This window comes from Mesorhizobium sp. WSM4906 (assembly GCF_029674625.1).
Lineage (GTDB): Bacteria > Pseudomonadota > Alphaproteobacteria > Rhizobiales > Rhizobiaceae > Mesorhizobium.
This window is the reverse complement of sequence record NZ_CP121355.1, coordinates 1,149,560-1,164,048: the sequence shown is the minus strand read 5'-3', so window position 1 is coordinate 1,164,048 and position 14,489 is coordinate 1,149,560. Positions and strand designations below refer to the sequence as shown.

Annotated in this window: 13 protein-coding genes; 6 read left to right on the top strand and 7 right to left on the bottom strand. The window is 64.6% G+C overall.

Annotated features, from left to right (window positions below):
- Positions 1-28 precede the first annotated feature (28 nt).
- The 4 genes from atpA to QAZ22_RS05525 all read right to left on the bottom strand — a co-directional run bounded on the left by atpA (position 29) and on the right by QAZ22_RS05525 (position 3,682).
- A complete protein-coding gene (gene atpA / locus QAZ22_RS05540; RefSeq protein ID WP_278075900.1) occupies positions 29-1,558 on the bottom strand; it encodes a F0F1 ATP synthase subunit alpha in 1,530 nt (509 codons plus the stop codon).
- Positions 1,558-2,118, bottom strand: a complete 561-nt coding sequence (locus QAZ22_RS05535) for a F0F1 ATP synthase subunit delta (protein ID WP_278206001.1) — start codon at positions 2,116-2,118, stop codon at positions 1,558-1,560. The genes atpA and QAZ22_RS05535 overlap by 1 nt, the downstream gene beginning before the upstream one ends.
- A 350-nt stretch (positions 2,119-2,468) precedes the next feature.
- Positions 2,469-2,864: a DUF4345 family protein gene (locus QAZ22_RS05530; protein WP_278206000.1), complete on the bottom strand. Its 396-nt coding sequence runs from the start codon at positions 2,862-2,864 to the stop codon at positions 2,469-2,471.
- A 122-nt stretch (positions 2,865-2,986) separates the two neighbouring features.
- Positions 2,987-3,682 (bottom strand): aspartate/glutamate racemase family protein, encoded by a 696-nt coding sequence (locus QAZ22_RS05525; protein ID WP_278205999.1) that lies wholly within the window; start codon positions 3,680-3,682, stop codon positions 2,987-2,989.
- Between the two features lie 67 nt (positions 3,683-3,749).
- Between QAZ22_RS05525 and QAZ22_RS05520 the strand changes: the two genes are divergently transcribed.
- Complete coding sequence (locus QAZ22_RS05520) at positions 3,750-3,995, top strand: type II toxin-antitoxin system Phd/YefM family antitoxin (RefSeq protein ID WP_278205998.1); 246 nt, start codon at positions 3,750-3,752, stop codon at positions 3,993-3,995.
- A 144-nt stretch (positions 3,996-4,139) separates the two neighbouring features.
- On the opposite strand, the gene QAZ22_RS05515 is transcribed toward QAZ22_RS05520, so the two are convergent.
- The gene (locus QAZ22_RS05515; protein WP_278205997.1) at positions 4,140-6,323 is read right to left on the bottom strand and encodes a primosomal protein N'; all 2,184 of its coding nucleotides are present in this window, start codon (positions 6,321-6,323) and stop codon (positions 4,140-4,142) included.
- Between the two features lie 91 nt (positions 6,324-6,414).
- Between QAZ22_RS05515 and fsa the strand changes: the two genes are divergently transcribed.
- On the top strand, positions 6,415-7,071 hold the full coding sequence (gene fsa / locus QAZ22_RS05510) for a fructose-6-phosphate aldolase (protein WP_278205996.1): 657 nt from the start codon (positions 6,415-6,417) through the stop codon (positions 7,069-7,071).
- 502 nt (positions 7,072-7,573) lie between these two features.
- A complete protein-coding gene (locus QAZ22_RS05505; protein ID WP_278205477.1) occupies positions 7,574-8,515 on the top strand; it encodes an IS110 family transposase in 942 nt (313 codons plus the stop codon).
- Between the two features lie 118 nt (positions 8,516-8,633).
- Here QAZ22_RS05505 and lptE read toward each other — a convergent pair whose 3' ends face one another.
- Positions 8,634-9,212: an LPS assembly lipoprotein LptE gene (gene lptE, locus QAZ22_RS05500; protein WP_278205995.1), complete on the bottom strand. Its 579-nt coding sequence runs from the start codon at positions 9,210-9,212 to the stop codon at positions 8,634-8,636.
- Positions 9,199-11,841, bottom strand: a complete 2,643-nt coding sequence (gene leuS, locus QAZ22_RS05495; protein WP_278205994.1) for a leucine--tRNA ligase — start codon at positions 11,839-11,841, stop codon at positions 9,199-9,201. The genes lptE and leuS overlap by 14 nt, the downstream gene beginning before the upstream one ends.
- Before the next feature lie 146 nt (positions 11,842-11,987).
- Here leuS and QAZ22_RS05490 point away from each other — a divergent pair, with 146 nt between their 5' ends.
- The 3 genes from QAZ22_RS05490 to QAZ22_RS05480 all read left to right on the top strand — a co-directional run bounded on the left by QAZ22_RS05490 (position 11,988) and on the right by QAZ22_RS05480 (position 14,451).
- Complete coding sequence (locus QAZ22_RS05490) at positions 11,988-12,653, top strand: YggS family pyridoxal phosphate-dependent enzyme (RefSeq protein WP_278205993.1); 666 nt, start codon at positions 11,988-11,990, stop codon at positions 12,651-12,653.
- Between the two features lie 186 nt (positions 12,654-12,839).
- Complete coding sequence (locus QAZ22_RS05485) at positions 12,840-13,241, top strand: hypothetical protein (RefSeq protein ID WP_278205992.1); 402 nt, start codon at positions 12,840-12,842, stop codon at positions 13,239-13,241.
- Positions 13,242-13,401: 160 nt separating this feature from the next.
- A complete protein-coding gene (locus tag QAZ22_RS05480) occupies positions 13,402-14,451 on the top strand; it encodes an aldo/keto reductase (protein ID WP_278205991.1) in 1,050 nt (349 codons plus the stop codon).
- Positions 14,452-14,489: the final 38 nt, after the last annotated feature.

The following is a 14,489-nucleotide window of genomic DNA, read 5'->3' as shown; positions in this document are numbered from 1 at the left end:
CTTCAAACCCGATCCCGTCCGGCTTCGTTCAAGCAAAGGTCTTGGCGAAGGCGTCGATTTCCGCCTTCAGCTTGGCGCGCAGGTCGTCCGACAGCGCCTTCTCCTTGCGGATGCCGTCGAGCACGTCCTTGCCGGCCGAGCGCATGTGGCTGAGCAGGCCATGCTCGAACTTGCCGACCTGGTTGAGCGACAGCTTGTCGAGATAGCCGTTGACGCCGGCAAAGATCACCGCGACCTGCTCCTCGGTCTTGAGCGGCGAGAACTGCGGCTGCTTCAAGAGCTCCGTCAGGCGCGAACCGCGGTTCAAGAGGCGCTGCGTGGCGGCGTCGAGGTCGGAGCCGAACTGCGCGAAGGCCGCCATTTCGCGGTACTGCGCGAGCTCGCCCTTGATCGAGCCGGCGACCTGCTTCATCGCTTTGATCTGCGCCGAAGAGCCGACGCGCGACACCGACAGACCGACGTTCACCGCTGGGCGGATGCCCTGGAAGAACAGGTTGGTTTCGAGGAAGATCTGGCCGTCGGTGATCGAGATCACGTTGGTCGGGATGTAGGCCGACACGTCATTGGCCTGCGTCTCGATGATCGGCAGCGCGGTCAGCGAACCGTTGCCGTTGTCGTCGTTGAGCTTCGCGGCACGCTCCAGCAGGCGCGAGTGCAGGTAGAACACGTCGCCCGGATAGGCTTCGCGGCCCGGCGGGCGGCGCAGCAGCAGCGACATCTGGCGGTAGGCGACGGCCTGCTTCGACAGGTCGTCATAGCTGATGAGGGCATGCATGCCGTTGTCGCGGAAATACTCGCCCATCGTGCAGCCGGCGAACGGCGCCAGGAACTGCATCGGCGCCGGGTCGGACGCGGTGGCGGCGATGATGATGGAGTAGTCGAGCGCGCCGCGCTCCTCCAGCACCTTCACGAACTGCGCGACGGTCGAGCGCTTCTGGCCGACGGCGACGTACACGCAGTAGAGCTTCTCCTTCTCGGGGCCGTTATCGTGCACCGACTTCTGGTTCAGCATCGTGTCGAGGATGATGGCGGTCTTGCCGGTCTGGCGGTCGCCGATGACCAGCTCGCGCTGACCGCGGCCGACCGGGATCAGCGCGTCGATGGCCTTCAAACCGGTCGACATCGGCTCGTGCACCGACTTGCGCGGAATGATGCCGGGCGCCTTGACGTCGACGCGGCGGCGTTCGGTCGCCTTGATCGGGCCCTTGCCGTCGATCGGGTTGCCGAGCGCGTCGACGACGCGGCCGAGCAGGCCGGGGCCGACCGGAACGTCGACGATGGCGCCGGTGCGCTTGACGGTGTCGCCTTCCTTGATGTCGCGGTCGTTGCCGAAGATGACGACGCCGACATTGTCGGCTTCGAGGTTCAGCGCCATGCCGCGTATGCCGCCCGGGAATTCGACCATCTCGCCGGCCTGGACGTTGTCGAGGCCGTAGACGCGGGCGATGCCGTCACCGACGGACAGAACCTGCCCGACTTCGGAGACCTCGGCCTCCTTGCCGAAATTCTTGATCTGGTCTTTCAGAATTGCGGAAATTTCCGCGGCGCGGATGTCCATCAGCCGACCTCTTTCAGTGCAAGCTTGAGCGAATTGAGTTTGGTTTTGAGCGACGTATCGATCTGGCGCGAGCCCATCTTCACGATCAGCCCGCCGAGCAGCGACGGATCGACCGTCATGGCGATGGCCACGTCCTTGCCGGCGATGCTCTTCAGCGTCGCCTTGAGTTCGGTCTGCTGCGCGGCCGTCAGCGCATGCGCCGAGGTGACCTCGGCGGAAGCCTCGCCACGATGGTCGGCGGCGATCTGGCGGAACGCCTTGATCATGCCGGGTACGGCGAACAGGCGGCGGTTGCGGGCGACGACGCGCAGGAAGTTGCCCACGAGGCCGGTGATCTTGGCCTTGCCGATGATCGCGCCGATGGCCTTGGCCTGATCGTCGCTGGAGAACACCGGGCTATTGATCAGCCGGGCAAAGTCGGCGCTGCCGTTCAGCATCGCCTCGAAGTCGTTGAGGTCGGCTTCGACCTTGGCGACCGAATTTTCCTGCAGCGCGAGCTCGAACAGCGAGCTTGCATAGCGTTCTGCGACAGCTGAGATTGGCGATGACGATTGGGCCACGGACCGTCTTTTCTCTTGTCTGACAGGCCGCAGATTGTTGGCGCGAGCAAAAACTCTGGCTAAATCTTTGACCTTACTGCGATTTTTCCAAGCACGGAGGGATGGCTTCCGCTATCCCCGGCCGAAAGTCGATTGCCGTCTAGCACAGGCCTTTTAAGACCGCAATGCATCGTCCGGCATGGTTTTCAGGCACTTTTGTCGCATCAGGCGGCGGAGGCCACCTTAAGCGCCGGATTACTGCATGTCGCCCAAAACTGTGCGGCGGTTTTGGGAGAACGACATGCATCAGAACAAGGACCTGAAGCGCGTCGCTTGAATCCGTTTCAGCGCGACGCGCTTTAGTCGCGAATTCACGGCACGAAGCCGAAGGCGAAGGCCAGCGGCAGCGCCGCCAGCGCCAATTCAACCACGATGGAGGCCCAGTTGAAAGGGGTGTTGGCGCCGTCCGACATCATCGACAAAAGCCGGCCGAAAGCGGTGAACAGCCAGGAGAAGCCGAGGGCCATGTAGAGAAGCGGCTGCGCCAAGAGGATGCAGCACAGGCTGACGCCGAGATAGAAGCCCGACATGCGGCCGCGCCCCTCGGCGATCGCCGCGGCCTTCTCCGGCTTGGCCTGCAGGCGCAGGATGCGGAAGGCGAGGTTCGGCGCCAGGAATAGAAGCAGGCCGACGAGCAGCGTGACGACGGCGCTCGACCAAGCCAGCCACTCGCCCTGGCTCGCCGGCCACGGAAATGCGAATTCCATCTGATCCCTCGCAAAGTCTTGTTCTGAAATTGCCGGCATTCTAGCGGAGGAAAAGCCGCGCGCCAGATGGCCGCCGGCACATTAGAACAGGCGCAAGAAAGACACGTCGGAAGAGCGCCTGATCAGGACAGCGCGAACTCGATCGCGGCCTCGGCATGGATGCGCGTGGTGTCGAACACCGGGATATCGAAATCGCCCTGCCCGATCAGCATGGTGATCTCGGTGCAGCCCATGATGACGCTGTCCACCTTCTCGTCGCGCCGCATGCGGCCGACCTCGGCGATATAGGCGGCCTTCGAGCTGTCCTCGACGACGCCCCGGCAGAGTTCGTCATAGATCACCCGGTGCACCATGTCGCGGCCGGCCTGATTGGGCACCACGGGCTGCAGCCCGTATTTGTCGGCAAGCCGCCCTTTGTAGAAATCCTGCTCCATGGTGAAGCGCGTCGCGAGCAGCGCCGGACGCTTCACGCCCGCCTCGACGACGGCGTGCGCCGTGGCATCGGCGATGTGGATGAGCGGGATCGACACCGCCGCCTGCACGTCGTCGGCGAGCTTGTGCATGGTGTTGGTGCAGATCACCAACCCATGCGCGCCGGCCGCCTCCAATCCGCGCGCCGCTTCAGCGAGAAGAGCGCCGGCGCCGTGCCAGTCGCCCGCGTGTTGTCGCTCCGCGATCTCGGCGAAATCGAACGACCACAGCAAGAGCTTCGCCGAATGCAGCCCGCCCAGCCGCTCGCGCACGATCTCGTTGAGCAGGCGGTAGTAGATCGCAGTCGATTCCCAGCTCATGCCGCCGATCAGGCCGAGGGTTTTCATGACCGGTTGTTCCCTTTCCTGGGTGATTCCCGATACTATGAGCACATGAGACCACAAGGAGGTCGTCGTGAGAACCATTCAGCTTGGGCTGGCCAAGGCAGGACTCTCGGCGATCGTCGAGGCCGCAGAAAACGGCGAGCCAACCATCATCACAAGACACGGCAAGCCGACTGCCAGGGTTGTCCCGGTTGATGAAGGGCGAAAGCTTTATCCGCAAGGCAGCCAGAAAAACTTCGCGGACCTTCTGCTTGAGTTTCCGGGCGGTATCGAATTTGAGCGAAATGAAGCGCCGTCGCGAGATATCGAATTTTAATGCATGTCGCCCAAAAGTGCGCAGCGGTTTTGGGAGAAACGACATGCATCAAAACAAAGACTTAAAGCGCGTCGCCTGAATCCGTTTCAGCGCGACGCGCTTTAAGCCGCGCTAGACGCGCCTCGCCCGCAATCGAGCGCACCTTTACAGAAAACTCTGCGGGTCGATGTCGACCTGCACGCGCACCGAGCCGCGCAGCTTCGGCCCGTCCGCCAGCATGGCGCGAATAAAACCCTGCATGTCGGCGCGCCGTTCGCCCTGCACCAGGAGCCGGAAACGGTGGCGGCCGCCGATCAGCGACAGCGGCGCCTCGGCCGGGCCGAGCACGAAGAGATCGGACGCATTGGGCGCGGCGCGCCGCAAGCCCCGTGCATGGCCTTCCGCCTCGCCTCGCGTCGCGGCGCTTACGATGATGCCAGCGAGCCGACCGAACGGTGGCAGGGCCGCCCGCTCGCGCTCGGCGATCTCGCGCTCATAAAAGGCTTCCGAATCACCGGAGACGATCGCCCGCATCACCGGATGGTCCGGCTGGTAGGTCTGCAACAGGCCGAGGCTCTTCTTGCCGGTGCGGCCGGCACGCCCCGTCACCTGGCTGAGCAGCTGGAAGGTGCGCTCGGCGGCGCGCGGATCGCCATTGGCGAGGCCGAGATCGGCGTCGACCACGCCGACCAGCGTCATGCCGGGAAAATTGTGGCCCTTGGCGACGAGCTGCGTGCCGATGACGATGTCGGCCTCGCCATTGGCGACGGCCTCGAGCTCGAGCCGCAGCCGGCGCACGCCGCCCAAGAGATCGGACGAGAGCACGATCGTGCGCGCCTCCCGGAAATGCGCCACCACCTCCTCGGCGATGCGCTCGACGCCCGGTCCGCAGGCGACGAGGTGATCGAGCGTGCCGCATTCCGGGCAGGCTTCGGGCCGGCGCTCGTTGTGGCCGCAATGATGGCAGACGAGCTGGCCGCGAAAGCGGTGCTCGACCAGCCAGGCCGAGCAGACCGGGCAGCCGAAGCGATGGCCGCAGACGCGGCAGAGAGTCAGCGGCGCATAGCCGCGCCGGTTGAGGAAAAGCAGCGACTGCTCTTTTTTCTCCAGCGTGCGCTGCATCTGTTCAAGAAGGACAGGCGACAGGAAGCCGCCGCGCGCCGGCGGCGCGCGCCGCATGTCGATCGATTTCAGGTCGGGAAGTGCCGCCTCGGCGAAGCGCGACGACAGCACCGCTCTGGTGTAGCGGCCCTGGCTTGCATTGACCCGGCTTTCCACCGACGGCGTCGCCGAGGCGAGCACGACCGGGAAGGCGCCGATATGGCCGCGCACCACCGCCATGTCGCGCGCATTGTAGAAGACGCGGTCCTCCTGCTTGTAGGCAGGGTCGTGCTCTTCGTCGACGACGATCAGCTTGAGCTCCCTGAACGGCAGGAACAGCGCCGAGCGCGCGCCGGCGACGACGCGCACACCGCCTTCCGCCACCTGCCGCCAGACGCGCTCGCGCATCTTGGGCGGCAGGTCCGAATGCCACTCCGCCGGCTTGGCTCCGAACCGGTCCTGGAAGCGTTCGAGGAAGGCATGGGTCAGCGCGATCTCCGGCAGCAGGATCAGCACCTGCCTGCCCTTGTCGAGCGCCGCCGCCACCGCCTCGAAATAGACTTCCGTCTTGCCCGATCCCGTGACGCCGTCGAGAAGAGTGACGTTGAAGGCATCGGCGGCGATTGCCGCGCGCAGCTTGTCGGCCGCAGTCTCCTGGTCCGGCATCAGTTCTGGCACGGCGTGCCGCGGATCGGGCGCGGCGACCACGGGCCGCGGCGGGATCATCACCGTCTCGAACACGCCTTGCGCCCTCAAGCCGTCGATGACGGTGGAGGAGACGCCCGCCGCATGCGCGAGCCCCGAACGTGTCCAGGCAAGGCCGCCCTCGGCCGTCTCCAGCACGCGGCGCCGGGCGTCGGTCAATCGGTCGGGTTCCGCGAGGGTGCGCTGCAGCCCTTCGATCCACGGTTCCGGGTCGAAGGCTTCGGGTGCCCTGAGCAGCATGCGCGCCACCATGCCGGGGGCCGACAGCGTGTATTGCGCGATCCAGTCGACGAAGCGGCGCATGGCCTTGTCGATCGGCGGGCAGTCGAAGACCTCCTCGATCGGCCGCAGTTTTTTCGGATCGACCGCTTCGCCGACGCCGTCCCAGACGATGCCGGCGACCTGTCGCGGTCCCAGCGGCACGCGCACGATCGAGCCCGGCACCACGCGCATGCCGGGCGGCACGGCATAGGTGTAGGGCCGTTCGGCCGGCATCGGCACCAGCACCGGTGCGGCCGCGACAAAGGGCGAATCTTCCATCATGAGGCGTGACCTTGCCCCGACTTTGCTCTAGATCAAAGGGTGACTCTCGAACGTGCCTGACCGGCACCATGAAATCCCCAAGGAGACCGCCATGAAGTTTTTTGTCGACACCGCCGACATCAAGGAGATCAAGGAGCTGAACGATCTGGGGCTTCTCGATGGGGTCACCACCAACCCCTCGCTGATCCTGAAATCTGGCGGCAAGATCTCCGAGGTGACGAAGCAGATCTGCGACATCGTCGAAGGCCCGGTCTCGGCCGAGGTCGTGGCCACCGAATTCAGGGACATGATGGGCGAGGCCGAGGTGCTGGCCAAGATCGCGCCCAATGTCTGCATCAAGGTGCCGCTGACGCTGGATGGTCTGAAGGCCTGCAAGACGATCCGCACCGAGCTGAACCGCATGGTCAACGTCACGCTCTGCTTCTCGGCCAACCAGGCGCTGCTTGCCGCCAAGGCCGGCGCCTCCTTCATCTCGCCTTTCGTCGGCCGCATCGATGACACCGGCTCGGATGGCATGGAGCTGATCTCGGAAATCCGTACCATCTACGACAATTACGATTTCAAGACCGAGATCCTGACCGCTTCCGTGCGCTCGGTGAACCACGTCAAGCAGGCCGCGCTCATCGGTTCCGACGTGGTGACCGCGCCGCCGGCGACGCTGAGGGCGCTGGTCAACCACCCGCTCACCGACAAGGGCCTTGCCGCCTTCCTCGCCGACTGGGCCAAGACCGGCCAGAAGATCAACTGAGGCTGGACACCGAACAGCAAAAAAGGCCGGGCAACCGGCCTTTTTTCGTAGCAAAGCGCCTATGCCTTGGCAGGTCGCATGCCTTGGTGATTGGCCGGAACGCCCATCGCGATCGTCATCCTCGGGCGAAGCAAGGAGCGAAGCGACGCGGCGCAGACCCGAGGATCCATTCCGTGAAATACGAGCGTTGCAGCGGTGTAGAATTCTGCTCCGCTGCACCTTCGATCAAGGTAACGGCATGGATCCCAGGGTCTCCGCGACGGAGCTTACGCTCCTGCTTCGCCCTGGGATTGTTTGAGAAGGATCGGGTAGTTTGGCGGCCGGGACTGCGGCCCATCACAGCCAGCAGTCCCGGCGGCAGGCGACCGTCCCTGGGACCGGGTAGCACCCGACGTCATCAAGGTCCCTGCCGTCTTTGTCCGCCATCGCTTGGAGAGTTGATTGGCCGCTGGCTCACGCCACGCCCGCAAACAATCCGAAGCCCTTTAAGGATACCACCAGCATGGCCTTCCTGCATCAACAACCGCAATTGTGCCTCGGCTTCGACATCGCCAAGGACACCATCACCGTCTGTGACGGCGCCACCACCCGCACTATCGCCAATCAGCGGCGCACGATCCGTGCCTTGCTCAAGAGCTACAAACACATCGACCTTGTCGTGTGCGAGCCGACCGGCGGCCATGAAAGCCTGCTGCTCGAGGAGTGCCTGCGCTCGGGCATCGCCTGCCATCGTGCCGACACGCTCAAGGTCAAGAGCTTCATCCGCTCCTACGGCACGCACGGCAAGAGCGACGCCATCGATGCCGGCATGCTTTGGGCCTATGGCCGTGAGCGCTGGGATAAGCTGTGCCTGTGGCAGGCTCCAGACGCTGAGGAGATCCGCCTGCGCGCCTTGGTCCGCCGCCGCCAGGAGCTCATAGCCCTCAGGGGCGCCGAGAAGAACCGCCTCAAGGCTCCCGGCGGCCGCGAGCTCGCCGCCTCCTTCAAGGCGCTGATCAAAGCCATCGACAATCAGATCAAGGCCATCGAGGCCGACATCCGCGAGCTCGTCGCCAACAGCACCACCCTCAAGCACCGGGCAGCCATCTGCACGGCCATGGACAGTCTCGGCCCGATCGTGGCGGCCAAGCTCTTGGCCACCTTGCCCGAACTGGGGTCCATGACACGCCGCAAGGCTGCAGCCCTTGCAGGGCTCGCGCCTCATCCAAACGACAGTGGCCAAAAACACGGCTACCGCAAAATCCGTGGCGGACGACCAGAGGTCAGGAGCATGCTCTACATGCCCGCCTTGCACGCCGCTGCCGGAAGGGGCGAGTTCGCACCATTCTACAAACGCCTTCGCGCCAACGGCAAGAAGCCAATGGTGGCCATCGCCGCCGTCATGCGAAAGATCATCGTCACCCTAAACGCTAGGCTTAGAGACGCCTCGATCCTTCAGAGTTGATGACGAGGTTGGGGCGGCTTCAGCTAATCTCCAGCGCTTGCGCTGATTCCACCGAGACGAACGGTGAAAGCCCGTCGACAAGCCTGCAATCTTTCAAAATCCCTGTGTCCTCGAGGAACTAGGCCTTGCCGTGCTTGGCCAGGTCCTGGGCGATCGCCAGGCGCAGCAGATCGGCGAGCTCGCGGGCGGCGCGGTTCTCGGCGTCGATCTGCGCCCGGTAGGCCGCGAATTCCTGGCGCGGCCGATCGAAGGATGACGGGATCGAGCGCTTGCCGACCGCGACCACCGTGCCGGTCGCGGAATCACGCAGGACATAATTGGCGGTGAGCGTCACGGTGCCTGCCGTCGGCTCGTCCTCTTCGGTCTGCACCTGGACGATGGCCGCCGATTCAACCAGCTCGCTGACGCCGAGGTCCAGCGTGTAGGCTGGCGATGCCGGCTCGCCCGAGCCCTGGCCGAAGGCGAAGATCAGATTGTTGCGCACCTGCTGGCCGTAACGCGTGCCGACAGGCTTGATCGAGATCGATGCCAGCTCGGCGGCGGCGCCGGCCTGCGAGCCGACGGTGAGCGGCGCGCTGGAATAGAGCGGCCGCACCGTGCAGGCCGAGACCAACGCCAGCGAGGCGACCAGGCCGCCGATAGCCGCGCGGCGCAGCAAACGCGCCGCCTGTGACTTTTCTGGATCAGGCAACGACATTGACGATCCTCTGCGGGACGATGATCACCTTGCGCGGGGCCTTGCCATCGAGCGCCTTTTGCACGAAGTCGAGAGCCAGCACCGCTTGTTCGACGGCACCTTGATCCGCGTCGCGGGCAATTGTCAAATCCCCGCGCTTCTTGCCGTTGACCTGCACCGGCAGCACGATCTCGTTGTCGACGACCAGAGCCGGATCGTAGACCGGCCACGGCCGCTCGGCGACCATGTCGGTGCCGCCCAGCGCCTCCCAGCATTCCTCGGCCAGATGCGGCATCACCGGCGCGATCACGTGCACCAGGATCTCGACGGCCTCGCGGCAGGCGGCTTTCAGCGCCGCGTCCGCCTTGCCCTCGGAGACGTCATTGAGCGGCGTGGTCAGCGCGTTCGCAAGCTCGTAGATGCGCGCGATCGCCCGGTTGAAGCCGAGCTTCTCGATGTCCTCGCCGATCGCCTTCAGGATCTTGTGCGCGGCCTTGGAGACGGCGCCCGCTTCGCCGTCCTTCGCCGCGGCCGGCTTGACGCCGGCGAGCTGCTCGGCCGCGATCTGCACCAGGCGCCAGACGCGCTGCACGAAGCGATGCGCGCCGGCCGCACCCTCGTCCGTCCATTCGACGTCGCGCTCCGGCGGCGAGTCCGACAGCATGAACCAGCGCGCTGTGTCGGCGCCGTAGCCGTCGGTGATCTCTTCCGGGCTCACCGTGTTCTTCTTCGACTTCGACATTTTCTCGAGCGCGCCGATCGTCGCCTCCTCGCCGGTCGCGATCTCGACGGCGCGGCGCTTGCCGCCCACATCCTCGATCCTGACCTCGCCCGGCGACAGCCAGCGCCCATTGGTCGACGAGCCGCCGACACGATAGGTCTCGTGCACCACCATCCCTTGGGTGAACAGGCCCTTGAACGGCTCGGCGAGGTTGAGATGCCCGGTCTCGCGCATGGCGCGGGTGAAGAAGCGCGAATAGAGCAGGTGCAGGATCGCGTGCTCGATGCCGCCGATATACTGGTCGACCGCCAGCCATCCGTCGGCCGCCTTCGGCTCGGTCGGCTCGTTGGCCCACGGCGCGGTGAAGCGGACGAAATACCACGACGAGTCGACGAAGGTGTCCATCGTGTCGGTCTCGCGCCGCGCGTCCCGGCCGCATTGCGGGCACTTCACATGCCGCCATGTCGGATGGCGGTCGAGCGGATTGCCCGGACGGTCGAACTCGATGTCGTCGGGCAGCCGGACCGGCAGGTCGGCCTTCGGCACCGGCACCACGCCGCAGGCTTCGCAATGGATCATCGGAATCGGGCAGCCCCAGTAGCGCTGGCGCGAGATGCCCCAGTCGCGCAGGCGGAAATTCACCTTGCGCTCCGCCATCGGCCGGCCGCCGATCGTCTTCTGCTCGAGCAGCTTGGCCACCTCGTCGAAGGCCCGCTCCGGCTTCATGCCGTCGAGGAAGCGCGAATTGATCATCACGCCGTCGCCGTCATAGGCCTCCTCGATGACCTGGAAGCTTCCCTGATTTTCGCCTTCCGGCATCACCACCGGGATCACCGGCAGGCCGTATTTGTTGGCGAAGTCGAGGTCGCGCTGATCGCCCGACGGACAGCCGAAGATGGCGCCGGTGCCGTATTCCATCAGCACGAAATTGGCGACATAGACGGGCAGCGTCCAGCTGTCGTCGAAGGGATGGACGACGCGGATGCCGGTGTCGAAGCCTTTCTTCTCGGCCGTCTCGAGCGCCGCCACCGAGGTGCCCATGTGGCGGACCTCGTCGATGAACTTGGCGAGCGCCGGATTGTTCTCGGCGGCTTTTTTGGCCAGCGGATGGTCGGCGGCGACCGCCATGAAGGAGGCGCCGAAGATCGTGTCCGGCCTGGTCGTGTAGACTTCCAGCTCGTGCATGTCGCCGCCAATCTTGCTAGAACTTGGAGCGGCCAGCGGCCAGCGGATCAGCAGTCCTTCCGAGCGGCCGATCCAGTTGTGCTGCATCAGCTTGACCTTTTCCGGCCATTCGTCGAGGCGGTCGAGCGACTCCAGCAGGTCCTGCGCGAAATCGGTGATCTTGAAGAACCATTGCGTCAGCTCGCGCTGCTCGACCAGCGCGCCCGAGCGCCAGCCGCGGCCGTCGATGACCTGCTCGTTGGCGAGCACCGTCATGTCCTCAGGGTCCCAGTTGACCTTGGAGGATTTGCGCGTCACCAGCCCTTTCTCGACGAAGTCGAGGAACAGCATCTGCTGGCGGTGGTAGTAGTCGACGTCGCAGGTGGCGAACTCGCGCGCCCAGTCGAGCGACAGGCCCATGACCTTGAGTTGCTCGCGCATGACGGCGATGTTCTCGTAGGTCCAGTCCTTCGGATGGACCTTGTTCTGCATCGCCGCGTTCTCGGCCGGCATGCCGAAGGCATCCCAGCCCATCGGGTGCAGCACGTTGAAGCCCTTGGCCCGCTTGTAGCGCGCCACGACGTCGCCCATCGTGTAGTTGCGGGTGTGGCCGATATGGATCTTCCCCGACGGATAGGGGAACATCTCGAGCACGTAGTATTTTGGCTTCGGGTCGTCGTTCCTGGCCTCGAACAGCTTCTTTTCGGCCCAGGCCTTCTGCCATTTGGGCTCTGACGTGCGCGGATTGTATCGTTCGGTTGCCATCGGATGTTTTTCACTTAAAAGCGGCTGTGCGGCGCCGGACAAGGCCGGCAGCCTAGACAATGTCGTCGCGGTGTTCACCATGGATTGCCGGACCCGTCAACTGTGGCGATCCGGCGTTGGCGCTAAACTATAGGCAGGATATGGGCATGACGAGTGCCGTCGAACAGCTTCTCGCCGTCAAGGCGAGGATCGTGAATGCCGAGCGCGAGGCCGGGCGCGAGCCTGGCGCCGTCACGCTGGTGGCGGTGTCGAAGACCTTTGCGGCCGAAGATATTCGCCCCGTGATCGAGGCGGGCCAGCGGGTCTTCGGCGAGAACCGCGTGCAGGAAGCCCAAGCCAAATGGCCGGAGCTGAGAGAAGCGTTTCCCGATATCGAGCTGCACCTGATCGGACCGCTGCAGTCCAACAAGGCCAAGGAAGCGGTGGCGTTTTTCGATGTCATCGAGACGGTCGACCGCGAGAAGATCGCCGCCGAGCTTGCCAAGGAGATTGCCAGGCAAGGTCGCACGCCAAAACTCTACGTCCAGGTCAACACCGGCTCCGAACCGCAAAAGGCCGGCATCGAGCCACGCGAGGCCGTCGCCTTCGTCAAGCGTTGCTGCGACGTGCACGGCCTCGCCATCGAAGGGTTGATGTGCATTCCGCCGGCGGACGAGAATCCCGGCCCGCATTTCGCGCTTTTGGAAAAGATCGCCCGAGAAGCCGGCGTCGCAAAACTCTCGATGGGCATGTCCGGCGATTACGAGACCGCGATCGCCTTCGGCGCGACCAGCGTCAGGGTCGGCACGGCGATCTTCGGCGGCCGGCCCTGAGCATCTCTCGGACTGGCGGTTCGGCCTTCCAGCGCTGGGAATGTATGGCGGTTTCCACCCGAAATTCCGTTGAGCAACAACGGGTTGTAGCAGGCGCGTCATACCACCGCATTGTCGCGCCATGTCACCTCACTAGGTGCGGATAAAGGACCGAGCGCGTGGCTCCTCAAGTCAAAGGAGGCTCCGATGACTGTCACACGCCACGACCAGGAAATCACACAGGACCGGCAGGCCTCCCGCGGACTGCACCGATGGGTGTATTATGCCATGATGGGGCTTGCGGCGTGCTATGCGCTGTCGGCGTGGATCGGCTTCGCCGGCGGCTATGACGAATATCTGCTTTTCGTCGTCACCGGTTTCATCGTGATGTCGGTCGCGCTGCCGGCAATCGCCGCCCGCGTCTGGCGCCATCACCGGCTCAGCCGTCCCGGCAAGGTCAAGACTTTCCCCGACTGGATCGCAGGCGAGTTCGATACGAGCGATCATCCGGTGAAAGCCAGCACCGCGACGATTGAAATTCTCCTGCCGCTTGCCGCCGTCGCATTCGGCATGACGCTGTTCGCGATCCTTGCTCTCGTGGAGAGTTGATCCACTCTATTCGTCACGATCTCGTTACCGAGCCCGTCAGCGGGGCGATTTCGTGGCCCCGGCGCTTGAAACGAAACGGGCCGTTCCTATTTCCCTCGTGTCATTCAGACAAACCTGTCAGTCAGACATCACCCAATCCTTCTTTCGGGGAAATCTCACCATGCGCTACAACCAGCTCGGCAACACCGGCCTGTTCGTCTCCGAACTCTGCCTCGGCACGATGACCTTCGGCGCCGCCGGCGAGAATGCTCAATGGGGCTTGATCGCCAGCCTCGACCAGAAAGGCGTCAACGAGATCGTCGGCCGCTCGATCGCCGCAGGCATCAATTTCTTCGACACCGCGGACGTCTACTCTTTCGGCCAGTCGGAGCGGCTGCTCGGCCAGTCACTCAAGGATCTCGGCGTCAAGCGCTCGGACGTCATCATCGCCACCAAGGTGCACGGCGTCATGGGCGAAGGACCCAACCAGCGCGGCTCCTCGCGGGGCCACATCATGGATTCGATCGACGGCAGCCTGGAGCGGCTGCAGACCGACCATATCGACCTCTACCAGCTGCACGGCACCGATACTGTGACGCCGATCGACGAGACGCTGCGCGCGCTCGACGACCTCGTCGCCAGCGGCAAGGTGCGTTACGTCGGCGTCTCCAACTGGCAGGCCTGGCGCATCGCCAAGGCTCTCGGCATCGCCGAGCGCAAGGACTATGCCCGCTTCGAGACGGTGCAGTCCTATTATTCGATCGCCGGCCGCGATCTCGAGCGCGAGATCGTGCCGTTGCTCAACGAAGAGAAGCTCGGCCTCATGGTCTGGTCGCCGATGGCCGGCGGGCTGCTCTCGGGCAAATATGGCCCAGGCGCGCCGGGCAATGGCGAAGGCCGCCGCGCCAGTTTCAACTTCCCGCCGGTCAACGAGGACCGCGCCTGGGCGGCGGTCGCCGTCATGCGCGAGATCGCCAGGAAGCACGATGTCAGCGTCGCCACGGTGGCGCTGGGCTACGTGCTGGCCAAGCCCTTCGTGATGAGCGTCCTCATCGGCGCCAGCCGCATGGACCAGCTCGAACAGAACCTCGCCGCCACCGGGTTGATGCTCGATGCCGAAGATCTGGCTAGGCTCGACGAGGTCAGCGCGCTGCCTTCCGAATATCCCGGCTGGATGCTGGAACGGCAGGGCGCCGGCCGGCGTCCGGCGCCCTTCGTGCCGAAGGCGTAACCAGCTTTGAAGCGCCGCGTGCCCTGTGGCGCGCGGCT